The organism is Methylobacterium hispanicum (genome assembly GCF_022179285.1).
GTDB classification, from domain to species: Bacteria; Pseudomonadota; Alphaproteobacteria; order Rhizobiales; family Beijerinckiaceae; genus Methylobacterium; species Methylobacterium hispanicum.
In genome coordinates this window covers 1-24,687 of the sequence record NZ_BPQO01000050.1, presented here as the reverse complement: position 1 = coordinate 24,687, position 24,687 = coordinate 1, and the positions used below count along the sequence as shown (strand labels likewise).

The 24,687-nt window shown below is 66.6% G+C and carries 19 protein-coding genes and 1 tRNA gene; 6 read left to right on the top strand and 14 right to left on the bottom strand.

Going from position 1 to position 24,687, the window contains the following annotated elements:
- Positions 1 to 526: 526 nt before the first annotated feature.
- Positions 527 to 739 carry a hypothetical protein gene (locus tag MFF56_RS30745; protein WP_066920784.1) on the top strand — a complete coding sequence of 71 codons (213 nt, stop codon included), beginning with the start codon at positions 527 to 529 and terminating at the stop codon, positions 737 to 739.
- 70 nt (positions 740 to 809) lie between these two features.
- Here MFF56_RS30745 and MFF56_RS30740 read toward each other — a convergent pair whose 3' ends face one another.
- From MFF56_RS30740 to MFF56_RS30725, 4 genes are all read right to left on the bottom strand, one after another.
- Positions 810 to 3,914 carry an efflux RND transporter permease subunit gene (locus MFF56_RS30740; protein ID WP_066920782.1) on the bottom strand — a complete coding sequence of 1,035 codons (3,105 nt, stop codon included), beginning with the start codon at positions 3,912 to 3,914 and terminating at the stop codon, positions 810 to 812.
- A gap of 66 nt (positions 3,915 to 3,980) precedes the next feature.
- Positions 3,981 to 5,168 (bottom strand): efflux RND transporter periplasmic adaptor subunit, encoded by a 1,188-nt coding sequence (locus MFF56_RS30735; RefSeq protein ID WP_373324238.1) that lies wholly within the window; start codon positions 5,166 to 5,168, stop codon positions 3,981 to 3,983.
- A 35-nt stretch (positions 5,169 to 5,203) separates the two neighbouring features.
- Positions 5,204 to 5,839, bottom strand: a complete 636-nt coding sequence (locus tag MFF56_RS30730) for a TetR/AcrR family transcriptional regulator (protein ID WP_066920777.1) — start codon at positions 5,837 to 5,839, stop codon at positions 5,204 to 5,206.
- Positions 5,836 to 6,114: a hypothetical protein gene (locus MFF56_RS30725; protein WP_066920775.1), complete on the bottom strand. Its 279-nt coding sequence runs from the start codon at positions 6,112 to 6,114 to the stop codon at positions 5,836 to 5,838. Before MFF56_RS30725 ends, MFF56_RS30730 begins: the two co-directional genes overlap by 4 nt.
- Before the next feature lie 177 nt (positions 6,115 to 6,291).
- Between MFF56_RS30725 and MFF56_RS30720 the strand changes: the two genes are divergently transcribed.
- On the top strand, positions 6,292 to 6,600 hold the full coding sequence (locus MFF56_RS30720; RefSeq protein WP_066920773.1) for a hypothetical protein: 309 nt from the start codon (positions 6,292 to 6,294) through the stop codon (positions 6,598 to 6,600).
- 241 nt (positions 6,601 to 6,841) lie between these two features.
- On the top strand, positions 6,842 to 8,191 hold the full coding sequence (locus tag MFF56_RS30715; RefSeq protein WP_238232100.1) for an aldehyde dehydrogenase family protein: 1,350 nt from the start codon (positions 6,842 to 6,844) through the stop codon (positions 8,189 to 8,191).
- Between the two features lie 278 nt (positions 8,192 to 8,469).
- On the opposite strand, the gene MFF56_RS30710 is transcribed toward MFF56_RS30715, so the two are convergent.
- The 5 genes from MFF56_RS30710 to MFF56_RS30690 form a co-directional block, all read right to left on the bottom strand.
- Positions 8,470 to 8,718: a hypothetical protein gene (locus MFF56_RS30710; protein WP_066920771.1), complete on the bottom strand. Its 249-nt coding sequence runs from the start codon at positions 8,716 to 8,718 to the stop codon at positions 8,470 to 8,472.
- Positions 8,719 to 8,928: 210 nt separating this feature from the next.
- Complete coding sequence (locus MFF56_RS30705; RefSeq protein ID WP_238232098.1) at positions 8,929 to 10,590, bottom strand: porin; 1,662 nt, start codon at positions 10,588 to 10,590, stop codon at positions 8,929 to 8,931.
- A 314-nt stretch (positions 10,591 to 10,904) separates the two neighbouring features.
- Positions 10,905 to 11,957, bottom strand: coding sequence for an ABC transporter ATP-binding protein (locus tag MFF56_RS30700; RefSeq protein WP_238232096.1), 1,053 nt, complete (start codon positions 11,955 to 11,957; stop codon positions 10,905 to 10,907).
- The gene (locus MFF56_RS30695; RefSeq protein ID WP_066919668.1) at positions 11,950 to 13,620 is read right to left on the bottom strand and encodes an ABC transporter permease; all 1,671 of its coding nucleotides are present in this window, start codon (positions 13,618 to 13,620) and stop codon (positions 11,950 to 11,952) included. Before MFF56_RS30695 ends, MFF56_RS30700 begins: the two co-directional genes overlap by 8 nt.
- 11 nt (positions 13,621 to 13,631) lie before the next feature.
- Entirely contained in the window at positions 13,632 to 14,723 is a 1,092-nt protein-coding gene (locus MFF56_RS30690) for an ABC transporter substrate-binding protein (protein ID WP_066919666.1), read from the bottom strand.
- A gap of 306 nt (positions 14,724 to 15,029) precedes the next feature.
- On the opposite strand from MFF56_RS30690, the gene MFF56_RS30685 reads away from it, so the two are divergent.
- On the top strand, positions 15,030 to 15,725 hold the full coding sequence (locus MFF56_RS30685) for a response regulator (protein WP_066919664.1): 696 nt from the start codon (positions 15,030 to 15,032) through the stop codon (positions 15,723 to 15,725).
- Positions 15,722 to 17,134 (top strand): sensor histidine kinase, encoded by a 1,413-nt coding sequence (locus MFF56_RS30680; RefSeq protein WP_066919662.1) that lies wholly within the window; start codon positions 15,722 to 15,724, stop codon positions 17,132 to 17,134. The genes MFF56_RS30685 and MFF56_RS30680 overlap by 4 nt, the downstream gene beginning before the upstream one ends.
- A gap of 108 nt (positions 17,135 to 17,242) precedes the next feature.
- Here MFF56_RS30680 and MFF56_RS30675 read toward each other — a convergent pair.
- The 3 genes from MFF56_RS30675 to MFF56_RS30665 all read right to left on the bottom strand — a co-directional run bounded on the left by MFF56_RS30675 (position 17,243) and on the right by MFF56_RS30665 (position 20,508).
- Positions 17,243 to 17,318: transfer RNA gene (locus MFF56_RS30675), tRNA-Asn, on the bottom strand.
- 855 nt (positions 17,319 to 18,173) lie between these two features.
- A complete protein-coding gene (locus MFF56_RS30670; RefSeq protein ID WP_156453463.1) occupies positions 18,174 to 19,592 on the bottom strand; it encodes a hypothetical protein in 1,419 nt (472 codons plus the stop codon).
- 712 nt (positions 19,593 to 20,304) lie between these two features.
- Positions 20,305 to 20,508, bottom strand: coding sequence for a hypothetical protein (locus MFF56_RS30665; RefSeq protein WP_066918441.1), 204 nt, complete (start codon positions 20,506 to 20,508; stop codon positions 20,305 to 20,307).
- A 610-nt stretch (positions 20,509 to 21,118) separates the two neighbouring features.
- Here MFF56_RS30665 and MFF56_RS30660 point away from each other — a divergent pair.
- The gene (locus MFF56_RS30660; RefSeq protein WP_066918442.1) at positions 21,119 to 21,709 is read left to right on the top strand and encodes a recombinase family protein; all 591 of its coding nucleotides are present in this window, start codon (positions 21,119 to 21,121) and stop codon (positions 21,707 to 21,709) included.
- 697 nt (positions 21,710 to 22,406) lie between these two features.
- On the opposite strand, the gene MFF56_RS30655 is transcribed toward MFF56_RS30660, so the two are convergent.
- Both MFF56_RS30655 and MFF56_RS30650 read right to left on the bottom strand, forming a co-directional pair.
- Positions 22,407 to 22,820, bottom strand: a complete 414-nt coding sequence (locus tag MFF56_RS30655; RefSeq protein ID WP_238232094.1) for a hypothetical protein — start codon at positions 22,818 to 22,820, stop codon at positions 22,407 to 22,409.
- 108 nt (positions 22,821 to 22,928) lie between these two features.
- On the bottom strand, positions 22,929 to 24,413 hold the full coding sequence (locus MFF56_RS30650) for an ATP-binding protein (protein WP_238232092.1): 1,485 nt from the start codon (positions 24,411 to 24,413) through the stop codon (positions 22,929 to 22,931).
- Positions 24,414 to 24,687 lie beyond the last annotated feature (274 nt).

Here is a 24,687-nt window from a genome sequence, read left to right as displayed (position 1 = left end):
ACCGGCGTAGAAGCCCGTCCAGGTGAAGACCGGCACCGGCGTGAAGACCGGCGGCGGAGCGGCGCGACGCGGAAGGTCGGCGGCCGAGGCGGCAGCGGTCAGGCCGGCGAGGACCGTGGAGGCAAGCAGGATCTTCTTCATGGCTCAAATCCTCGTCCCCGGGGCGGGGACCATGACCGGAGAGAAAAACCAAAGCGCCGCCGCTCGATAGTGCAGCCCTGCAACACCGCCGGAGCGAGCCGGCAGCCCCGCCGGCCCGGAGGTGCGCGGCCGCACAAGCCTGCCCGAGCGCCGGTGAATTCCGGGACGGACCGGGCGGACGTTAGGAAAGGGATAGGATTTTGCGGCCTCGGCCGGCGGCCGGCCGGACCGGTACTGCGCCGGGGCGGGACCCGAACTCCGCGCCGGAGCGCGTCGCGGTCTCATGAAACCCACGCGGCTCGGCCGCGTTGTCCGGCAGATTGGACTTCTTCTAATTCCGAACGGCGCGGATCGCAGCCCGCTTCGGCAGACACGGAGGAACACGATGGCCAACACCATGAACGCCCAGTGCCAGAGCTGCCGCTACTTCGACACGCACAAGGCCGCCCAATCGACCGGCCATAGCGGCGACGAGGGGCTCTGCCGCTTCAATCCCCCGGTGACGCAGCCCGGGCCGCAGGAGCACGGTCTCTGGCCGGTGGTGTCGGCCTCCGACTGGTGCGGGCACTATTCGCCCGAGATGATGGCCGGCGAGTAGGCGCCCCGCCCCTGATTCCTGAGAGGCCAGCCCGCCGGGCTGGCCTCTTCGCGTTCAGCACCCTGCGCCCTCACTGTGCGCCCCCCGGCGCGACGCCCGGCGCGGTCCCGGCCTCCGGCTCGTCGCGCGCGCCGACAAGGCGGCCGAGCAGGCGTCCGAGTACCCGGGACAGGCTGTCCACCAGCAGGAACACGGCCGGCACGAAGACCAGCGAGAGCAGCGTCGAGACGATCAGGCCGCCGATCACCGCCACCGCCATCGGCGCGCGGAACTCGCCGCCGATCCCGAGCGCGAGCGCGGACGGCACCATGCCGGCCGCCATCGCGATCGTGGTCATCACGATGGGACGCGCGCGCTTGCGGCCCGCATCGACGATCGCGGTCACCGGATCGACGCCCCGGCGCATCTCCTCGACGGCGAAATCGACCAGCATGATCGCGTTCTTCGTCACCAGCCCCATCAGCATCAGGATGCCGATGACGACCGGCATCGAGATCGACATGTTGCACAGGAGCAGGCCGAGGATCGCGCCGCCGATCGAGAGCGGCAGCGAGAACAGGATGGTGAGCGGCTGCAGGAAGTTGCCGAACAGCAGCACCAGCACCGCGTAGACCATCATGATGCCGGCACTCATCGCCATGAGGAAGCCGGAGAAGACCTCCTGCATGATCTCGGCGTCGCCCGTCTGCTTGATGGTGACGCCCGGCGGCAGGTTCCGCGCGGTCGGCGTCTGCAGCGCCGCGGCGATGGCCGAGCCCAGCGCGTCCGAGCCCTCGAGGTTGGCCTCGACGGCGACGCGCACGGCCCGATCGTAGCGCTCGATCGCGCCGGGTCCCTGGTCGAGTTCGATGTCGGCGACGGCGGCCAGCGGCACGGCGGTGCCGTTCTTGGCCGGCACCTTCAGGGTCTCCAGGCGCGAGAGGGCGCCGCGGGCGCTCTCCGGCAGCATCACCCGGATCGGCACCTGCCGGTCCCGCGCGTTGAATTTCGCGAGGTTCAGCCCGATGTCGCCGATCGTGCCGACCCGCACGGTCTCCGCGATGGTGTCGGTCGAGACACCGAGGTCGGCCGCGGCACCATCGCGGGGACGGATGCGGACCTCGGTCCGGTTGAGCGGCGCCGTCGACATCACCGAGACGAGGTGCGGGATCCCCGCCATGTCGCGCTGCAGGCGCGCGGCGACCTCGGCGACCACCGCGACGTCGGGGCCGCTCACCACCAGGGCGAGGTCGCGCTGGCCGCTCTCGCGCAGGGTCCAGGAGCGGATGTCCGGCTCCTCGGCGAGCATCCCGGCGATCTCGGCCTCGAGCGTCCACTGGCGCTTGGCGCGCTCCGCCTTCGGCGTCAGGTTGACGATGAGGGTGGCGAGCCGGGTCTCCTTCTTGCCCGGCAGCTGGCGCCCGCCGTCCACGAAGACGGAGACGACCTCGGGCAGGCGGCGGATGCGCTCGACCACCCGGTCGGAGACCGCGACCGTGTCGGCGAGCCGCGCGCCCGGCGCCAGCTCGACCATGAACAGGGTGCGGGCGTTGTCCTGCTTCGGGATGAAGCCCGAGGGCAGCAGCCCCGTCGAGACGAGCGAGCCGGCAAACAGCGCGAGGCCCGCGATCAGGGTGAGGAAGCGGTGGCGCACCGACCACGTGACGACGCGGGCGTAGGCGCGCATCACCGCGCCCTCGCGCTCCTCGTGATGGCCGTGGTCGCGCAGGAAATAGGCCGCCATCAGCGGCGTGATCAGCCGGGCCACCAGCAGCGACATGAAGACCGAGACCGCGATCGTCAGGCCGAACTGGATGAAGTAGCGGCCCGCGATGCCGCCCATGAAGGAGACGGGCGCGAAGACCGCGATCAGCGTGGCGGTGATGGCGATGACCGCGAGCCCGATCTCGTCGGCGCCCTCGAGCGCGGCGCGGTAGGCGGACTTGCCCATCCGCATGTGCCGGACGATGTTCTCGATCTCGACGATCGCGTCGTCCACCAGGATGCCGGTGACCAGCGTGATGGCGAGCAGGCTGATGCCGTTGAGCGTGAAGCCCATCGCGTCCATCGCCCAGAAGGTCGGGAAGACCGAGAGCGGCAGGGCCACGGCGGCGATCATGGTCGCGCGCCAGTCGCGCAGGAACAGCAGCACGACCACGACGGCGAGCGCGGCGCCCTCGATCAGGGTGTGCATCGCCGATTCGTAGGAGCCGCGCGTCGCCTCGACCGAGGAATCGATCCGCTCGAAACGGATCTCCGGGTAGCCCGCCCGGATCTCGTCCATCTTCTTCTCGACGGCGGCGGCCACCTCGGCGTCGCTCGCGCCCGAGCCGCGGGAGACGGCGAGCGCCACCACCGGCTCGCCGTTGAAGCGGGCGAAGGTGCGCGGCTCCTCGATCGCGTCCTCGATGGTCGCGAGGTCGTCGAGCCGGACCTTGCGGCCGCCGGGCAGCACGATCGAGGTCGCCTTGAGGTCGCGCAGCGAGCGTGAGGCGGCGAGCGTCCGGATCGACTGCTCGCGCCCGCCGACCTCGCCGCGCCCGCCCGCCATGTCGGCGGAGGTGAGGCGCAGCTGCCGATTCACGTCAGCCGCGGTGATGCCGAGGGCGAGCAGCCGGTCCGGCCGGAGCGTGACGCGCAGTTCCCGCGCGACGCCGCCGACGCGCTCGACGCCGCCCACGCCCTTCACGCCCTGGAGCGTGCGGGCGATGGTGTCCTCCACGAACCACGAGAGGTCGGCGGGCGTCATCGCGGGCGAGGTCACGCCGTAGATCAGGATCGGCAGGCCGGTGATCTCGACGCGCTGGATCACCGGCTCGTCGATGGTGCGCGGCAGGTTGATGCGGATCTTCGAGATCGCGTCCTTCACGTCGTTGACGGCGCGGTCGGTGTTCACCTCGAGGCGGAACTCGACCGTGGTGACGGAGGACCCTTCCGTGATCGACGAGGTGATGTGCTTGACGCCGCGAACGCCCGCGATCGAGTCCTCGACCCACTTGGTGACCTGGGTCTGGAGTTCGGAGGGCGCGGCGCCGGACTGCGTGATCGAGACCGAGACGATCGGCACGTCCACGTTCGGCATGCGGGTGACGGCGAGCCCCCGGAAGCTGACGAGGCCCAGCACCACCAGCACGAGGAAGAGGACGAGGGGCGCGATCGGGTTGCGGATCGCCCAGGCGGAAACGTTGAGGCGCATCGGGCGATCCTTCGGGCAGTCTCTCGGGCAGTCTCTCGGGCCGGTCCGTCGCGAGGGGAGGGCGCCTCAAGGCGCGCCGGCATCCGCCGTGGCGCGGGCGGAGGGCATCGCGGCGACCGCGGGGGCGGAGGTGCCGACGAGGACGGGACGCACCCGGTCGCCGTCGCGCAGGAAGCTGCCCGCGCGCGCCACCACCCGCTCGCCGGCCTGCAGCCCGTCCCGGATCTCGATGTCGTCGTCGTCCGAGAGGCCCGTGCGGACGGCGCGGGCCTCGACCCGCTCGCCCACCGCGACCAGCACGCTCGAGCCCTTCGCGCCCCCGTAGAGGACGGAGGCCTGCGGCACCGTCACGCCGCGGGTGCGGGCGATCTCCACGGCGCCGCGCGCGAAAGTGCCGATGCGCAGGCGCGGATCCGGATCGAGCCGGACCCGGACCTTGCCGAGGCGGCTCGCCCGGTCGACCTCCGGGTAGACCACGCGCACCCGGCCCTCGACGCGCTCGCCCTCGCCGATCTCGATCCAGGCGGGCGCGCCGTCGCGCAGGCGCGGCAGCTTGGTCTCCACGACCTCGCCCTCCAGCTCGATCTCGCCGCGGGCGATCAGGCGGAACAGGGGCTCGGCGGAGGCCGAGGCCGTCATGCCGACTCGGGCGGTGCGGCGGCTGACGATGCCGGCCTCCGGTGCGCGGATCTCGGTGCGGGCGAGGCGCAGCTCCAGCTCGTCCTTCACGGCGCGCGCCTGGGCGAGTTCGGCCCTGGCGATGACGAGCCCGTTGCGCGCGAAGGCGAGCTTGCCCTCCGCCTGGCGCAGGGCGGCGGTGCGGGTCTCCATGATCACGGCGGTGGCGTTGCCGGAGGTCATGAGCTGGCGGGCACGCTCGTAGGCGAGGCGCGCCTCGGTCTCGGCAGCCTCCGCCTGCTCGATGCTGCTCTGCGCCTGCGGCACCACCGCGGCGGCCTTGTCGATCAGCGCGCTCTGCTGGGCGAGCTGGCGGTCGATCAGGTCGCGCGAGAGGCGCGCCAGCACCTGGCCGCGCTCGACCCGCGCGCCCTCCTCGACCAGGAGTTCGACGATGCGGTAGCCCTCGATCTCGGGCGTCACCAGGATCTCGTCGCGCGGCACCAGGGTGCCGGTGACGACCACCGTCTCGGTGATCTCCCGGCGCGCGGCCTCGACCACGCTGACGGCGGGCGGCGGCGGCACCTTGGGCGAGGCGGTCTCGGCGCGGGCGCCCGCGAGCGCGAGGCCCAGCATCAGCGCCGCGGGCGCGGCGCGCAGGAGGACGGGTCTCATGATGCGGTCTCCCCGAGGGGGCGTGCGGTGGCCGGCAGGCGGCCTTCGAGGCCGGCATCCATCAGGGTGCGCAGCCGCGCCGCGGCCGGGGCCGGGTCGTAGGTGGAACTCAGGGCGCGAGCCACGACGATGCCCTTCATCTGGGCGTCGAGCAGCGCGTGGAGGGCGACCGGATCGCAATCCGGAGCGGTCGCGAGGGCGGCGAAGATCTCGGTCATCCAGCACCGCGCCTCGTCCTCGCCCTGCTCGACCAGGGCGGCGATGTCGGGGTTGCGGGTCGCCTCCGACCAGAGATCGACGCGCAGCACCGCATCCTCCCGCGTCATGTGGGCGAAGTAATGTTCGATGATGCGCAAGAGCGCCCCGCGCCGGTCGCCGGCCCGCTCGAACTCCGCGACCAACGCCATCCCGCGCTCGCGGTCGCGCTCGGCGAGGCCGCGCACGACCGCCTCCTTCGACTCGAAGTAGCGGTAGATGTTGCCCGGGCTCATCCCGGCCTCGCGGGCGAGATCCTGCATCGTGGTGCGGTGGAAGCCGTTGCGCACGAAGCAGGATTCCGCGGCGTCGAGGATGTGCTCGCGCCGCTGCGCCTGCGCGCTGCGGACCTCAGCGACGGCGACCGCGCCGCTCACGAGGCGCGTCCCGTCTCGCCGTGCCGAAGGGCGGCGGCCTCGTCGGCGACCGGCACGGCACCGCAGGCGCGGGGCTGAAGGTCGAGGCCGGAGCAGAGACGCGCCTGCCAGCCGGCCGGACCCGCGCCGGTCCAGCTCACCAGGGCGAACCAGCCGAGCAGCAGCACCGCGCCGAGCACGAGGTTGGCGGGCGCCAGCGCCTCGCGCAGAACCGCCACGAGGCGCGGCTCGGAACCGGCCGGGTGGTTCGGATGGATCTGGCTCGACGCGCGCATACGCAACTCCTGCATTGCCCAGCATCATAATGAACGTTCATTCTCACGTCAATGAACGTTCATTCTCATCTGCTCGGCGCCCCGGAACGACGTCCGCCCGTGCGGGGTTTGCCATCCGTCTGAGCGGAGCGGGGCAGGGTCCGGATGCCGAGGGCGGTGAGAGGATGGGCGGCGGTCATGCCGCTACTGCTCGTCGGAGGCGCGGCGGCCGCGGAGCCGGCGGTCCGCATCGTCGGAACGGAACTGCGCGCGCCGCCGGATTCCCACGAGCCGCAGAAGGCGCGGGTCTCGCTCCACAACGCGGGCGGTGCGGCACGCGGGCTCGTCGTCGCCTGCACCTTCCAGGGAGAGGATGGCCGGGAGCTCGAGGTCGCGCAGGCCCCCGTCCCGGAGGTCGGCGAGGGGGCCAGCGCCGTCGCGGAGGTGATCTACTACGGCTGGCCCCGGGCGAGCCGCGCGACCTGCCGCCTCGCGGAGGAGCGCTGAGGGCCGAATTCAGGCTCCGTCGAGGGCGAGAACTACGACCTCCGGTCGTCCCGCCGGGCGTCTGCGCGCCGGAACTGCATTCGCGTCCCGAGATCGGCGGCTCGAGAACCCGGAACGGTTACAGGCCGGGCGGAATCTTCCCGAAGCGCGGCGGCGCGGCGTCCCTCGGCGGGCCCGGCACGCTACGCCTGACGTCGGCCGGGCCGAGCCGCCCGCACGAACCGACCGACGGAGAACATCCATGGCAAGCCCGACGCTGGACGCCGCCATCGGCGGCGAGGTGGCCGAGACCACGACGACATCGCCCGAACAGGTCCATCGCCTGGTCGCGCGGGCCCGCGCCGCGCAGGCGGTCTTCGAGACCTTCTCGCAGGAGCAGGTCGATGCCATCGTGCGGGACTTCGCCAAATACGTCTACGACAACGCCGAGGCGCTGGCCGGCATGGCCCACGAGGAGACCGGGCTCGGCGTCTACGAGGACAAGGTGGCCAAGGCCAAGGGCAAGTCCCGGGTGATCTGGAACAACCTGAAGGGCAAGCGGTCCCGCGGGATCATCGGGGAGGACGCGGAGGAGGGGCTCGTGCTGGTGGCCAAGCCCATGGGCGTGGTCGGCGCCGTCTGCCCGGTGACCAACCCGATCGTCACGCCGATGTGCAACGCGATGTTCGCCCTGAAGGCCGGCAACGCCATCATCTTCGCGCCCCACCCCAAGGCCGACGAGTCCACCTCGCACCTCACCCGGGAGTACCAGCGGATCGTGCGCGAGCACGGCGGACCCGAGCACCTCGTCCAGGCGGTGCGGCGGGGCTCGGTGCAGACCACCCAGACCCTGATGCAGGCGGTGGACGTGGTGGTCGCCACCGGCGGCGGCGCGATGGTCAAGTCGGCCTATTCCTCGGGCAAGCCGTCCTACGGCGTCGGGGCGGGCAACGTGCCGGTGGTGATCGACCGCGGCGTCGATCTCAAGGCGGCGGCCGAGAAGATCGTCGCGGGCGCCTCCTTCGACAACGGCATCATCTGCTCGCACGAGCAGTTCGTGCTCACCCCCGAGGAGCACTACGCCGACACGGTCGCGGCCTTCCGCGACACGGGGCGGGTGTTCTTCACGGACGACCCGGCCGAGGTCGATCGGGTGCGCGCGGCGGTGTTCGACCACGGCCACCTCAACAAGGATGTGGTCGGGCGCTCGGCCCGGGAGATCGGTGCGCTGGCCGGCCTCGAGGTGCCCGAGAGCGCGCGGATCATCCTCGTCCCGGCGGACGGGGCGGGCACCGACGACGTGCTGGCCAAGGAGAAGCTCTGCCCGGTGGTGGCGATCCTGCCCTACGGCAGCTTCGAGGAGGCGGTGGCTTTGGCCAAAGCCAACCTCCTCGTGGAGGGCGCCGGGCACTCGGCCGCCCTGCACTCGACCGACGAGGCGCATATCCGGGCGATGGGCGTGGCGCTGCCGGTGAGCCGGCTGGTGGTCAACCAGTCCTCGGCGCTGACCGCGGGCGGCTCGCTGACGAACGGCTTCGCGCCGACCACCACGCTCGGTTGCGGCTCCTGGGGGGCAACTCGATCTCGGAGAATCTCGACTACAAGCACCTGATGAACGTCTCGCGGATCGGCAACGTGATCGACCGTCCGGTGCCGAGCGACGAGGAGATCTGGGCGGCCTGAGGATCGCCGCCCGGGCGGCGGCTCATTCCTCTCCGCAGCCGATGCCGGCGGACCGCCGCCGGTCCCGCTGCGGTCGGCCTCGGCGGGGGACCGGCGATGAACACGGCGGCGAGCGCGGTGGTCATGGAACGTCGGATCTGCGCAACTGTGCGGCGCCGACGCGCGAACCCGCCGCCCGGTCCATCCCCGCGGCGATCCGGCAGCGGCTCAGAACGGCCAGGGCGCCTCGGCCGCCTCGGCATCCGCCCCCAGACGCTCGCCCGGCGCGATCAGGCCGACGATCGCGTCGAGGGATTGCGGCACCCGGATCGTGCGGCCCGCCGCGGTGATGAAGGTCTCGTTGCGCAGCGGGTCGGTGTCGGAGAGGGCCTGCACGGCGCTGACGCGCAGGAGATGGCGGCAGCCCTCCTCGTCCTGCACCTGAAGGTAGCTTCCGACCCGCTGCACAGCATCCACGGCTTCCCCCGTCTCGCGGCCGATGTTCGCTAAACGTTCTAGACCGAAATCGGACCTGGCGCACGCGGAACCTGCGCCGCGGCATGGAATGCGGCGCTGCCGGCTCGGGCAATCTATGCGCGGCCCTTGTCGCCGGGAATCTTCGAGAAGGCCGGAGCCGGCACCGCACGGCCAGCCGGATCTCCGGCCGGCCGTGCGGTGCCGGACAGGTCAGAAATCGCGCTGCACGCGGGCGCGCACCTGGATCGCGTCGACGCTGGTGGTCGTGAAGACCGGGTTGGCGAGGTTGTTCACGTAGGCCGCGTTCTGGCCCGGGAACCGGCTCAGGTCGAGCACCCGCCCGTTCTGGACGCCGAACCGCGTGTACATCGCCTCCGCGCCGATATCGAGGTCCTTGACCGGCGACCAGATCAGGCTTCCGCCCACGACGAAGCGGTAGCTGTCGCGCAGCGTCTGGCTCAGCTCGAAGAAGCGCGTGCCGGGCGCGCCCGGACCGGTGGCGGTCAGGCTGTAATAGGCTCCCTGCGCGGCCCGGGCCCCCGCCGCGAAGCTGACCTCGCCGTAGGAGCCGAACAGGGCCGAGCGCAGGGTCGGGTTCCAGTAGTGCAACAGCGAGGCCACCGCCGAGACGGTGGTCGAGAGTTCGAGCCGGTTGGTGAAGGGGTTCAGCGTCGCGTCGTTGAAGAACTGGCTGAAGGCCGAACCCTGGATCGAGGAGGCGCTGCCGGCGTAGGAGCCCATATAGGACGTCACGCCCGTGTACATGCCCGCGCCCTCGGCATACGAACCCTGCAGGTAGAGGGTGTCGCCCGGCGCGATGAAGGGTAGGTTGATCTTCAGGCCGCCCTGCACCGCCCAGCCGTACTCGGTCGGCGTGCGGCCGAGGACGCGCAGATTGGTGTTGCTCACCGCCGTGCCGAGATTCGTGCCCACGAAGGTGCCGAGCGTGCCGTTCCCGACGTTCAGCTCGTGCACCGCGGCCGAGAGTTGGGCCGAACCCCAGGGCTGGTCGTAGCGCAGCACGCCGACGAAGTCGGGCAGGCGGTTGCGCTCGATCATGTCGACGAAGCCGACGCCGGTCGGCACGCCCGCCGCGCTGTAGCCGACGAAGAGCGGGGTGAGCGCGTTGGTCTGCGCGTAGAGGGCGGTACTGGAATTGCCGGTCGCGGCGGCCGCGACCGCCGCGGTCTGGGCGGAGAAGAGCGGCGAGCGGCGGAAGCTCGGATCCTCCATCGAGATGGTCGCCGAGAAGCCGTTGCCGAGCGTCGCGGTGTAGGCCGCGAGGTTCGTCGAGGCGACGTCGGAGCTCATCGACGAGGCGATGATCTCGAAGTCGTGGGCGTAGAGATCGTAGAAGGACGAGGCGCGGCCGGCGGTGAAGCCGGCGAACTGGATGAAGGCCTTGTCGGTGTTGAAGTATTGCTGCACCCGGCCGAAGCCGTCGGTGCCCAGCGCCGGGAAGGCGTTGGCGATGCGGTTCTGGGTGCCCGAGTGGATGGTCGGGATGCCGGTGCGGCTCGCCGCCTCGAGGCGCAGGAAGGCGCGCAGCGTGCCGTAATCGGTCTTGGTCCGGGCATCGATGTTGATACGGGCGAGGCCCCGATAGCCGCTGTAGTCGCCCGGTCCCGCCGCCGTGGTGCCGCCGTTCCGGCTGTACGAGGCTTGGTAGCCGTACTCGAAACGGGCGCGGCCCGACAGGCGCAGGCAGGTGTCGGTGCCGGGGATGTAGAAGAAGCCGTTGCCGTAGGTCGAGCAGACGCGCACGTACTCGATCGGGGCGGCTTTCTTGACCGGAAGGTCGGCGGCCTGGGCGGCAGGCAGCCCGAGGAGGCTCGCCGCCGACGCGAGCAGGATCCTGTCGATGGAACGCATGATGTCTCCCCCCTTGTTCTGATTCTCGGCACGCGCCCGTCATCGCCCGAAGAACAACTTCGGGACGCCGGGATATCGGCATGTGACTTGAGCGCCGAATTGTATTCCGTGACTACGGAACACTCGTTATTAGGACGATCGTCCGTTCCAACCGCAAGCGTGTTCTTGCAGAGACCTGCGCGCGGCTGTATTTCTGTATTGTTTCTGCAACACGTCGAGGTTGCGCGCACGGCTGCGCCGCGCGCGGCGGCGGTGGCCGCGCGCGGGATGCCCCGAACGGTCGCGCACGCCGCAGCGGCGGCCCAACTCCGGTGCTAGAACACCCAGAGCCGGTCGGGCGGGCATTCGAGCCAGTGCGGGCCGGGGCCCGCGCGCCGGTCGGACAGGACGCGCACGGTCTGGCCGCCGCAGCGGAACAGATGCTCGAACTGGTTGCCGAGATAGATCGAGGTCTCGTACTCGGCCGGCAGCCGGTTCTCGCCGGCCCCCTCGGCGAGGCGCACCGCCTCCAGGCGGATCACGCCCTTGCCGGCGGGCGTCCCGCCATCCGCCCGGTCGACGCCCCAGAGGCGGTGGCCGCCGAGATCGACCAGCGCCCGGCCGTCCCGCCGCTCGGCCACGCCCACCGAGAGCGTGTTGTTGGTCCCCATGAACTCGGAGGCGAACAGCGTCGCGGGCCGCTCGTAGAGATCCTCCGGCGTGCCAGACTGCACGAGCTTGCCGCCGTCGAGCAGCACGACCTGGTCGGCGATGGCGAGCGCCTCGGCCTGGTCGTGCGTGACGAAGACCGCCGTGATGCCGCGCCGCTTGATCAGCGACCGGATCCAGATCCGGGCTTCCTCCCGCAGCTTCGCGTCGAGGTTCGAGAGCGGCTCGTCGAGGAGGATGACCGGCGGCTCGTAGACAAGCGCCCGGGCGATGGCGACGCGCTGCTGCTGGCCGCCCGAGAGCTGCGAGGGGTAGCGCGCGCCGAGAGCGCCGAGGCCGACGCCGTCGAGGGATTCCTGAACCCGCCGGGTGATGTCGGCCTTGCCCTGGCCGCGCAGGCGCAGGCCGTAGGCGACGTTCTCGAACACCGTCTTGTGCGGCCAGAGGGCGTAGGACTGGAACACGAAACCGAGGTCGCGCCGCTCCGGGGGCAGGTTGACCTTGGCCCCCGCGTCGTAGACCGGGCGGCCGTCGATGCGGATGGCGCCCCGGTAGGGCTCCTCCAGGCCGGCGATCGAGCGCAGCAGCGTGGTCTTGCCGCTGCCGGAGCGCCCGAGGAGGCAGACGACCGAGCCCTCCTCGAACTGGGCGTCGATGCCCTTCAGGACTTCGACCGCGCCGTAGCGCAGGTGGAGATCTTCGATGGCGAGCTTAGGCATGACGCTTGTTCCCGAGGGCGAACATCAGCGCGAGGCCGACGAGGATGAGGACGAGGTTGACGGTGGAGAGCGCGGTGACGAGGTCGACGGCGCCGGTGCCCCAGAGGGAGACGAGGAGCGAGCCGATCACCTCCGTGCCGGGGCTGAGCAGGTAGACGCCCGTGGAGTACTCGCGGACGAAGGTCACGAAGATCAGCACCCAGGAGCCGACGAGGCCGGCCTTGATCAGCGGCAGGGTGACGTCGCGGCTGACCTGGGCGGGGCGGGCCCCGACGACCCGGCCGGCCTCCTCGAGTTCCGGCCCGATCTGGAGGAGCGAGGCGCTCACCAGACGCATGCCGTAGGCGAGCCAGACCAGCGTGTAGGCGAGCCACAGGCTGAACAGGGTCTGGCGGAACGGCTGCAGGACGGGGGTGAACAGGAACAGCCAGAACATGGCCAGACCCGCGATCAGGCCCGGCATGGCGCGCGGCACCAGCACGAGGTAGTCCATCAGCGCCGTCCAGCGCGAGCGCCAGCGGTGCAGCGCGAGGTTGACGAGCGCGTAGAAGCCGACCGAGAGCGCGCCGCCGACCGAGGCGATGAGCAGCGTGTTGACGATGCCGCGCACGAGGTTCGGGTAGCCCATCAGCTCGCGGAAGTGGGCGAGCGTCAGGTTCGGCCAGATCGCGACGCCCTCGCCCCAGGTTGAGAGGAAGGAGCGCAGCACCAGCGCCGAGACCGGGATCACCACGGTGAAGCCGAGCCAGGCCACGATCAGCCCGACCGCCGGCCAGCGCCACGCGCCGATGGCGAGCGGCCGCTGGGCGCTGGCCTTGCCCTTGACCGCGACGTAGCGGTTGGCGGCGGCGAGGAGCTTGCGCTGCGTGTAGACCAGCGGCAGCGTCACCAGGATGATCGAGACCACCACCACGGCCATCAGGTCGTAGGAGGGCGTGCCGAGCTTGTTGGTGAGCTTGTACAGGTAGGTGGCGAGCACCAGGATCCGCTCGGGATCGCCCAGCACCAGCGGCAGGCCGAACAGCTCGAAGCCGAGGAAGAACACCAGCACCGTCGCGTAGAGGATGCTCGGCATGATCATCGGCAGGCTCACCGTCAGCGCGACCCGGAAGGGGCCGGCGCCCGACGAGCGGGCGGCCTCCTCCACGTCGGAACCGAGCGAGCGCAGGGCCGAGGAGGCGTAGAGGAAGACGTGGGGCACGTGGGTCAGCCCCGCGATCACGATGAGCGCGGTCTTCGAGTAGAGGTACCAGGGGATGGTGCCGACCAGCCCCTTCGCCCAGACGCTGACGATGCCGACGGGGCCGAGCGCCACCACGAAGCCGAAGGCCAGCACAACAGAGGAGACGAACATCGGCACGAGCACGAGCGGCTCGATGAGGCGGCGCCCCGGCAGGTCGGTGCGGACCAGCAGGAAGGCCATGATGCAGCCGAGCGGCACGGCGATCGCCGTCATGCCGGCGGCGATGATGGCGGAGTTCACGAAGGCCTCGCGGAAATCGTCCTCCTCGAAGAGGACGAACGCGTAGGCCTGGGTGGTGAAGGTGCTCGACGGCTGGAAGAAGGGGCCGCTGAGGAAGCTCTGGTAGACCACCAGCCCCACGGGGGCGAGGATCATCAGCGCGGTCGCGAGCACGACCGCGATGCGGAAGGAGCGGGGCATCGGCTCTGGCCTCAGTTCGCCGCGAGCGTCTTCTGCCACTGCTTGATGAAGCGCAGTCGCGTGATCTGGTCGAGCTGGGTCAGGAGTTCCGGCCCGACCCGGATCGGCCGCAGCGTGACGTCGCCCACCCCGGGCAGGCTGGTGATGCCGTGCGTCTCCTGCAGGTCGGTGCGCACCGAGGTCATCGCCTTCTTGGCGAGCTCGACCTGTCCGGCCCGGGAGAGCAGGAAGTCGAGGAAGAGCTTGGCGGCGTTCGGGTTCCTCGCCTTCGCGGACACGAAGCCGATGCGCGACATCACCTGCGTGTAGTCCTTCGGCAGGACGTAGGCGAGCGTCGGATCCTTGTGGTTGCGCTGGAGCACGTAGGAGCCGATCATGTTGTAGGCCAGCGTGTGCTCGCCCGAGACCACGCGCTCGATCATCGCGCCGGTCGAGGTGTAGAACTTGGCCCCCGCCTGACCCATGGCCTTCACGGTGTCCCAGGTGGTCTGGGGGCTGATCTGGACGTCCTGCGTGATGTAAAGGAAGCCGACGCCGGAACGCTCGGGATCGTAGGACGTGACCTTGCTCCGGTAGGCGTCCTTCTTCTGGGCGATCAGCTTGGCGAAATCGGCGTGGCTGCGCGGCACCTCGGCCTCGGGCACCAGACGGCTGTTGTAGGCGAAGACGATGGGCTCGGCCGTGGTGCCGTAGGCTTGGTCCTTCCACTTGGCCCAGTCCGGCAGCGCGGTCTTCTCGGGCGAGGCGTAGGTCAGGGCGTAGCCGTCGTTGACGAGCTTGATCTGAAGATCCATCGCCGAGGACCAGATGAAGTCCGCGGTCTTGCCGGCCGCGGCCTCGGCGACGTAGCGGCTGTAGAGTTCCGTCGAGTTCTGGTCGGCGTACTCGACCTTCAGCTTCGGGTAGAGCGCCCGGAACTGGGCCAGCAGGTCGGACACCTCGGAGGCGTCGGCGGTGGCGTAGATCGAGAGCGCGCCTTCCTTCTCGGCGGCCGCGATCACCTCCGCGTAGGAGGCCGGATAGCCCTGCGGCACGGTCTGGGCCAGCGCGGCCGGGACGGCTGCACAGAACAGGGCGAGCGAGGCGGCAAGCCGCATCTTCATGGAACGATCCTCCCGGGCACGGCGCGTCTCATGGCGCGCCTGTCCGGTGACCGTAGGCATCCAGGCTTTCATCATCCTGACACGGACTGCATGGGCCGCGAAACCTGTTCTCGCCCGCCGTCCCGCCCGGGCGCCGCTCCGTTCGAGGGCGCGATCCCGGCCCTGTGGTCCCGCACGGCCGCCGGTGCGACCGACGCCTTGCAGGAACGCCCAACTCTCACGCGGAGCGGTATCGTCGTCGGGGCCGGATGTTCTAGGCTCACCGAGGCGCCGCCGGTCGGTGCGGGGCGCGGAGGACGACGACCGATGCGGATCCTCATCGTGGAGGATGACGCCGCGCTCGCACGCGGCGTCGTCGCGTCGCTGCGGCTCAGCGGCTTCGCGGTGGATCACGAAGCGAGCGGCGCCGACGTGCTGCCCCTGCTGCGCCAGGAGGCCTACGCCCTGGTCGTGCTCGATCTCGGGCTGCCCGACCGCTCCGGCTTCGAGGTGCTGCGCGAGATCCGGCGGGCGGGCCTCACGGTACCGGTGATGATCCTCACGGCGCGGGCCGCCGTGGCCGACCGGGTCACCGGGCTCGACCTCGGGGCGGACGACTATCTCGCAAAGCCCTTCGATCCGGCCGAGCTTGAGGCGCGGGTGCGGGCCCTGGTGCGGCGCGGACACGGCCGGCCCGACCCGATCGTGAGCTGCGCGGACCTCGTCCTCGACCGCTCGGGCCAGGTCGCGACGCTCGCGGGCCGCCACCTGCCGCTGCGCAAGCGCGAGCTCGCGATCCTCGAATCGCTGATCACCCGGGCCGGCCGCGTGGTCTCGAAGGAGCGCCTCGTCGCGGAGGTCTTCGGCTTCGACGAGGAGATCTCGCCCAACGCCATAGAGGTCTACGTGGCGCGGCTGCGCCGCCATTTCGGCGCGGCGGGCCCGCGCATCGTCACCCTGCGCGGTCTCGGCTACCTGATGGAGCCGGGCCCGGCGGAGGACCGGGGCGGAGAGGGCCGGTGAGCCTGCGCAGCACCCGCTCACTGCGGGTCCGCGTCGCCGCCTACCTGATGGTTCCGATGGCGGCGCTCGCGGTGACGCTGGGCGTCGGCGGCGCCTGGTTCGTGAGCACCTTCGTGACCAGCGCCTACGACCGGGTGCTGGCCGGCTCGATCCTGTCGATCGCCGAGCACCTGACCGTCCAGGACGGCAGCGTCGCGCTCGATCTGCCGGCGGCCGCCTTCGGCATGCTGTCGAACGCGCAGCGCGACAGCATCTACTACAGCATCACCGACGGCGGGACCTTCGTGACGGGCTACGAGGACCTGCCGCAACCCGACCCGATGCCGCCGCCCGAGACGCTGACCTACCGCGACGCCGTGTTCCGCGGCCAGCGGGTCCGCATCGGCGCGATGCTGAAGCCGATCTACATCACGCGTCACGCGGCCCTCGTGCAGGTCGCCGAGACCACGCACGGGCGCGACCTGCTGGTTCGGCGCATGCTCGTCGCCCTGACGGCGCTGGGCGCGACCTTGGCCGCGGTCGGCAGCCTGCTCGTCTGGTTCGCGGTGCGGATGGGCCTGTCGCCGATGGACGACCTGCGCCGCGCGGTCGAGAACCGCTTCCACGAGCGCGGCGCCGTTCCGGCCTTCTCGGTCGCGGGCGTGCCCCGGGAAGCCCTGCCGCTGGTCGAGGCCCTGAACGCGTTGCTGACGCGCCTCAACGACGCCATGACGGTGCTGCGCCGCTTCACCGCGGACGCATCGCATCAGTTGCGGACGCCGGTCGCCATCCTGAAGACGCATCTGCGCCTGCTCGACCGGCAGCCCGCCGACAGCCCCGGATGGCGCTCCTCGCGCGCCGACATCGACGGGGCCGTCGATCGGCTCGACCGCCTCATCGCGCAGCTGCTCGTCCTGGCGGGCGTGGAGGAGGCGGCCCGTCGCGGCGACGCCATCGCGAGCGACCTGACCGAACACGTCCGGGACACCGCGCGCGACCTCGTCGATGCCGCGCGGCAGCGGCGGATCACGCTGTCGTTCGAGGGGCCGGAGGCGCCGGTCGTCGCCCGGGTCGAGCCGCTCCTCGTCGAGGAGATCCTGCGGAACCTGATCGACAACGCGATCCGCTACAACCGGCCCGGCGGCCGCGTCCGGGTTTCGGTGACGCGCGAGGCGACGCGGGAGGGCTTCGAGCGGGCCTGCATCGACGTGGAGGATGACGGGCCCGGCATCCCCGAGGACCGGCACGCCCGCGTGTTCGAGCGCTTCTATCGCCTGGAACGGCAGGACGATCCGACCGGCAGCGGTCTGGGGCTCGCCATCGTGAAGGCCTTCGCCGAACGCCTGGGCGGCACCGTCTCGCTGCACCCGGGCATCGATGGACGCGGTCTCCGGGTCCGCGTCGCCCTCACCTCCGCCGTCGCGGGGTGAGAGCCGGTCGGACACGACCCGACTCGGAATCCGCGCGCGGACGCGCAGGAGGCCGAAGGCCGCATACGCAGCGGGTCGTGCAAGGGACGGGAGCGATCGGGATGGGGCTGGCTCCCCGAGCAGGACTCGAACCTGCGACAAGGCGATTAACAGTCGCCTGCTCTACCAACTGAGCTATCGGGGATCGCGAGGGGTGTCTACACAGGCCCACCGGCCCTGGCAAGCGGAGATTTCGCCCCCTCTACGACCGGTCGGGACGGTCCGCGGACGCGCCCCCGGGCAGGCCGCGACAGCCGCCGGGGCTCCCGTTGCGCCATGAAAAAAGCCGGCCTCGGACTTGCGATCCGGCCGGCTTGATCCTGGAACGGATGTTTGGAGGCCTCGCCCGGAATCGAACCGGGGTGCAAGGATTTGCAGTCCAGTGCATACAACCTGAATTGCTACCACATAGCAGAACGTATGTCACTGAGATATCGAGCGAATCACCGGTTTAGGCGCCCCGATTACTCCCATTTGATAGCAACCCGTTTGCACTCGGGGAGTAGTTTCCACCCAAAATTGAGGCAAAATCGAAGGCTCTGACGGTCCTTACAGCCGCTAGCTGCTATGCCATACGAGAAGCTATGTTATTGTAAATTAAGCACAAAATCAGGCGACGCCCCTCATACGAAGCACCACGGGATAGCAGCGGAGGGCCATCTTGAAGGGTAGAGTCCTCCAGCGTGGCGGGTTCTCCGTGCCATCCATCCTGTCACGGGGGCTGAGCTGCAGCGCCGTGGTACAATTTTTCAGCCTGTCACGCGGACACAGCCATGATGTCGCATAGGCAACCGATGGCCGTGCTTTGGCTCTCCGACTGAAGACCTGCTGTCACCTTTTAGTAAGGAAGAGGCTGGACCATGGTTCAAAGCGCGCCGTCCCCCTGAACCTTTGTGTCTTAATAGGACAAAAAGCTTCTGGAGTCCCAGAGGTTTATGCTTTCGGACCGATCGTTTGGTCCTCACTTGGTTGCGGAGGCAACGAAACATCCGCGCCTCAGCTAGGCAGCAATGAGCTGAGAAGCTAGCTCAGGTTCGCCGTAGACGGCCTTAAGCTCGACAATCAGCTCCACTCCCAGGACATCTCTCGAAGCCGCTGTGAGAGTATCCTTGGCGATCTGAGCCTTGCTCCGCGCCACCATCAGCCCGTCGTGAAATGGCAGACCGACCACCCCTTCATCCTTCAGCCGTTCCAAGGCACTCAGGAGGATGCAAGACTCCTTGAACATGATCGCGAAGCCTACGGCCACTTCCCCAGCCTTGGCCCTCTCGTAAAACACCTCGAACCCGGGGTGCTTCTCGAAGATCGCCGCTCGGACCTTAGCCGCAGTGGTGCCCGCAGGTAGGGGTGCGAGGATGCCGGGCTTACCCGTCCGTTGGTTGATGCCTCGGCTCCCCCCGGCGCCCCCGTTAAGGCATGCAGCGAACGCCTGTTTGATCGCCCTACGGTGGTCTCGATTGCTATGATCGTACCCGGGTAGAAGTCCGCTGAGGTCATAAAGGTCCCCCGAGGGAGGCTCCTGACCCAACAGGGCGTATCCGATGCGAGGCCCCAGGTTGACGAAGTCGAGGTCAGCCACCGGCTCACCATCGATCCTGAGACCGCTCCGGCGCTCTGAGGCGAGGTTCAGCCAGAAGGTTTGGCCGTAAAGCCTGCCACCCTGATCGAGGCGGATATCCTGGCCCCCCCGGATCGTGAAGGTTCTGACGAGGGTCCGGTAGTGGGCCGTATCGACCTGTGGGATAAGACCATCATCGATAAAGCTCAGGTCCGCATCCTTCAGGAAGGCGTTGAGGCCGGCAATCTGATCGGACATAGCCCGCACTTCCGGGCTGAAGGGGAGGGGCACTGGATCGCGCCTAGGCTTCTGCGGCCTGCCCTGTCCCTCGACCTTGGTAACACGCTTCAGAACCACCAGGGCGTCTTCGGGCTCGCGGCGGAAGCTCCCGAAGCTGAGTACCTGGCCCCGGATCATGCTTAGAAGGGCCGGGGTCGGTTCGATGGTGGTAGTCCGCCCCCCCTCAGCGCCGAGCTTCTGATCCACAAGGCCGGAGAGAATCAAGGCATCCAGACAGCTCAGGAATGTCTTTACCGGAAGGTTCCTAGTGTTTCTGTCCCGAGTGCACCCCTTTTTCCGAGACACAACCAAAGGCCTTGGATCATTCCATTTGACTATCACATACGACAGATTGGAAACTAGATTATCGAGAGCAAGCAGGAAACTCGCTTCATCCTTAGGCCTCCTTGCCCTCTGTCGCAAACCTGAAGCACGCTCCGCTCTGTCCACCAAGCACGCTACAGTTGACACTAGGCCTTGAAGCTCACCCGGACCTGAGAAGAGCCTGTAGTCGTACCAAGTGTGATCTTTGTGCTCCTTCTTATCATCGCCATTTAGTTCATCATCAAAGGCATCATCCATAGCGTTCTCTAGGTCCACTCCTACAGTTGTGATTGCTTGCGTTAATGATAGAGGTCACTTAGGACATGCCTCAGATGCCGGAAGTTGACCTTGTATCCGCGGCTCCCCTCAGGTCCTCTATAGAGGGGCCCGTAAGGAAAGGGGGGCCAGGATGACCTTCGCGACGCACCTCGGCTTTTTGGCCGATGCAGCCCTGATCCTCCCCCGGCCCCTCAGCGCAGTCCCTGGATGGTCCGAGCTTGAGCGCTGAGCCTCGCCAACAAACCAGCCGCTCTGGGATGCACCATCGTGGGCGCCGGCCGTCTGGGGCTTCCTGATCCGCCCATGAAGGCCTCCTGAGCCCCGGCCTGTCCGTGTGCCTGACTCTGGATCAGAGCCGCCGCTGTCCTCTCCGCCTGCTCCCTCTTCGTGGCAGCCTCAACGATGGCGTGAAGCTCTGCCTGAGATGTCTCGTTGTCGTTCTGAGCTTGAGCATCAGCCTGAGCCCTTCCTGCCCGAGGATCAGGACCAAGGCGCATCAGGCCATCGGTGCCATCGTTGAGGAGCACTGCCTCGGGGTTGGCCCCTAGGAAGCCCGTGACGCCACCAGCGAACCCACTCATCGACGGCAGGAACGAGGCTTCCGGATTGCGCCCAACGAAAGAGACCCGTGGTCCACTCCCACGTGTCGCCGAGATCAGCGGTGACGGTGTGTCCGCTTTACGTGTCGGCATCATGCCTCAGCCCCATTGGTGAAGACCTTCATCATCTCCACGAGGAGCATCGGATTGCTGGGGCGACCACCAAGGCGTTCGGTGGCGACCTCAAGGGCACGCTTCATCAACTCCCGGTCGGCTCCAGATAGCCTGACGTAGAAGCCATATTCGGCCTGATCCGAGTGGAGCCCACGGGGCTCCCGGTATCGGCGTGTGATCATGTTGTGTGTCCTTCGTGACAACAAAAAAGGAGCCCGAAGGCCCCTGGCTGAATGAGTGGATTGGGAGGACCGTAGAGGCCCGCGAGAAGGCGCGTTTGACGCTCCGTCTCTCTAGAGGGGAGGCTATTCGGCCCCGAACCGGGGCTACCCCATTGGAATCACGGGAGAACCAAGCGATTCCGAGTGGGTGCTTCGTTAGCCCCTGGCCCACCCCGTTTCTCTAGAAGGGAGATAATTCGACCCTCAATCGAAGCTATCCCACTGGTAACACGGGCAAACCGAGTGATTCTGGCTAGGCCCCTGAGCGCCCCCGCTCTCTAGAGGAGGGTAAAATTCGCCCTCTGATCGTGGTTATCCCTCTGACGCCACAGGCAAACCGAGCGATCCTGCTGCGAGCCGCCTCTAACCGTCTGTCTTGTAAGCTCGGAGGCCAGGAGAGCCGATCCGTCCTCCCCGATGAAGACCGGGGGATGGTTCGCGGTGTCACACAAGGGTGTGCCCGTACGCGACATGACCGCTGTTACGCTTCGAGCGTCACAATAGGCTTGCAGTCAGCCTCGTGTTACGTCATCAAGTTCGGGTTGACCCATATGTGACATTGAGGCCCCTTATGACGCGCATCGGATACGCCCGCGTCTCTACCGCGGATCAGGACCACGCCACGCAGGTTGCTCGGCTGAAGGAAGCGGGATGCTCCATCGTCCGCACCGAGAAGGCCAGCGGCAAGACCCGAGAGGGCAGGGATGAGCTAGCGGACATCATGAGCTTCATCCGGGACGGTGATGAGCTTATGGTGGTGAAGCTGGATCGCCTCGGTCGCTCCACTCGTGACGTGCTCAACCTTGTCCATGAACTAGAGGGCAGGGGGGCCTTCCTGTCGGTCTTGGAACCGGCGTTCTCCACCAAGGATGCCACTGGGCACATGCTGGTCACGGTGCTCGGCATGGTCGCCGAGATGGAGCGCAAGTTCATCAGGGAGCGCCAGCAGGCCGGCATTGAAGCCATCAAGAGTGGCGACGAGCGAGAGAGGAAGAAGAAGTACCCGGGACGCAAGCCGACCGTGAAGCCCGAAGTGATTCGAGAGATGCATGCGGCTGGCTCCGGCCCCTCGGCCATCGCTAAGGCTCTCGGGATCAGCCGCATGAGTGTTCACCGGGTGTTGAACCCCAAGGCCGCCGCCGAGGTCACTGAGGCTGTCTAAGGGCTCCAAGATACTGTGGTTCATATCCTTCGTTGTGACAGCCTTCTTCATGAGACTGAGCGACAAGGCTTGGGGCAATCGCCTGGCATTCCTCGGGGTTGGCTACCTTGGCCTCTGCTTCGCTCTGATGGGCAGCGTAGTGGTGAAGGCGTCGGCCTGGTGAGGGGCCCTCGGTCCTACACGGGCATCCTCGCGTTCCTGAGGCCCAATGTCCGGGACGAACGGAGAAGACACCCCGGCCATATGTGATGGACACTCGCTGAGTGCGCCACGCAGGGCCACGGCCAGGCCCTGAGGCAGGCTGGCGGGGTACGCAGGGGAGGTGGCCTGGGACTCCACGGGTCCCTCTGCCGTTCGCTTTCTCGGACGAGGCTCACGCCACCCAATTTCAAAATCTGGGGTAAAAGGTCGTGTTGTTGTTCGACCTCGTACGCCTGAGCATACTCTCTCACACGAAACTACGGCGGTATGCACCGCCAAAACTACATATCATTCGCCACCGAGCAAGAAATCAGCAGATCCGATGCTTTAAATTTGCGCCCCACATGCTGAATCGACTTTAGGTGGCACCTTCATCAGATGCACCGGAAGAACTAGGCATGACCTCAGCAAGCTGAAGCTAAAATCTCCAGACCTGCCGAGGACGAAGCCATCATGAACGACAAACTTAACGATGCGCTTCCGCAGTAGCTCACGCTCATTCTTGATCTAGGAACTTCCTTTGCCGCGCAACCTCACCTTTGGGGTCCTTGAGATAGGCTACTAAATCTTTCAGTATTATCGCTTCAAATGCATGATTACCAGAAACAGAGTGGGTAAAGGAATGGGTCGTGCCATGTATCTGACGATGATGCGTGTTATCCTCATCGAACAAGCAGACAGCATCGAACATTTGGCGCCACTTATCATGCATTTCCCAAGTGACGACCAAACCGATGTCTTCCACGGCCTTCACGCCAGATTGGAACTCTTCCACCAGAGAGTCTAATGAGTGTTTATACTCAAGCACCTTGATTTTTGAGATGTACGGCTCGTCTGAATTGAAAAATTCACCTTCGATGCCTAGAGGGTTGGCGGAACCGAGGATGAATTTGTCAAACGGCGGGTCCATCCTGACCCTATAGAGACCGTCGTATTGGTTGAATTGTGAACTTGATATCAACTGGATACCGCGGACCAGGCCAGATGAAAGCATCTGGTTAAAGAGTGCAACGACATCTTACTCAACCCTCGGCTCAGAACGAATGGGCAACTCCTCCGTGGGCAAGAACAAGCCCGCCCCCGTGATAGTCAAGGCATGATCCTTTTCGTGCTCCTCTTGATTTCTAATCCACTGCTCAATCTTAATTTCGCCGCCAAATATCTTTGCAGCGCCAGGCTTTCTCAGGAGACTGTATCGCTTTCTGAATGCCGTAACGGCGGAAACGGAAATCTTTTCGGCAAGCTGCGTGAATTCAGGCTGGAATCCTTTGCGGCCTAGATCGGGTTCTGCGTTGTCAAAGTGGACGATAACGTGAGCTAGGTTCTGGAATCCTATGTTATTGGTCATCGGGATTGTTAAGGTTGGCCCCTGAGGCATATGACGAGTAGAAAGCTGTAATCCACCATGGAGAAACCGGCTTCCTTTTCGTAATTTCAACTGCGTATCGTTAAAACCGTCGTACAGATCTGTGGAGAAAGCCAGATATAGGTAAATTGACAACTGAGCTTCTTTGGCCAATTGCCTTTCTGAGCTATCAAGTCGAAGTTGTATCGGGCAGTTACTGGGCACCTCCCCGAGCAGCTCAGCAGCACTCCAAGCTCCCCACAAACCATTCAAGCGCGTAAACTTTGCTGGAATTTTCGTTGCATCATTGCCTTTTTTAATCGTCTGTGTCTGCCAATCGATAAAATCTCCCAGCGCTACACTCTTCGCTATATTTTCATGCGGATAGAGGTAGTTAGGATTGTCCAGTCCATCCTCACTCGGTTCTCCGCTTTGGTTTATGACTTTAATATGAATTTTAATCTTGGGAGCAGTCGTGCCCGCCAAATATATTCCACCGATTGGTGTCATAATGCGGAGCAATGCAAGCCACTGACTCGCGGTACTCGCCTGATTCCAGGCCAGACTTTTCGGCCGTATGTTGGAACCTGAGAGTTTTACAGTGATAGATGTGCCGCGATCCAAGGCATTGAACGGACCTTCCATAGGGGGACGGTGAATAATGCGCGGCCTCGGAATCGTGCCCGTCGTGTCCTCCACCCAAGCCCGGCCGTTCTCGATCAAGCCGGAGTAGATCTTGTCGCCAATACGCGTGCTGATATGCAAGTGATTGAAACCGTAACCAAGGTAGGTAGCCCCAACCCCCTTGCTGCCACGCGAAATCGGTCCCGATTTGAACGAGAAATTTGGCCTTAGGAATTGCTTAAATTGGGCCTCATCCATACCGCAACCATTATCGGTCACAGTCACGATTTGCTGCTTTAAATCAACAGAAACCCATACCTGGCCGTCTAAATATCCATCTTGTTCCACTCTTTTCTCAACTGCGTCCAAAGCATTTTGAATCAACTCGGCAAAAAGGTCGTAGTAACCAGTGTAGCTTTTGAGAATATTTGATATTTCACGTTTCTGAGCGCTGATGACAATCCCAGGATCAGCACCGCTAGTTGAGTCGAGCGGGTCCCATGCATCGAAGATTTGAATATCGGCGGTGCCCAAGATTCGTCCTCATGATCCACTAACTCTTGCTATTTTAAGTATGAGCCCTGCCATCCCGTCAACCGCTGCCGTTGCGCCACGCCCTTGAGCGTGCGGCTCCACTCTAAGCTTGGCGTTCAGAACCGATTGACCAGATGGTCGCCCAACTTGACTGACGGCACCACGGACCTTAGAGCCTGTTTGAGGACGAAACCTCAGGCTGGATTGTTGAGGGCGTTGGCGGCCATGAGGCAGGCGACGCAGGCAAGACGGCCGGTCGCGACATCAAGGCGGC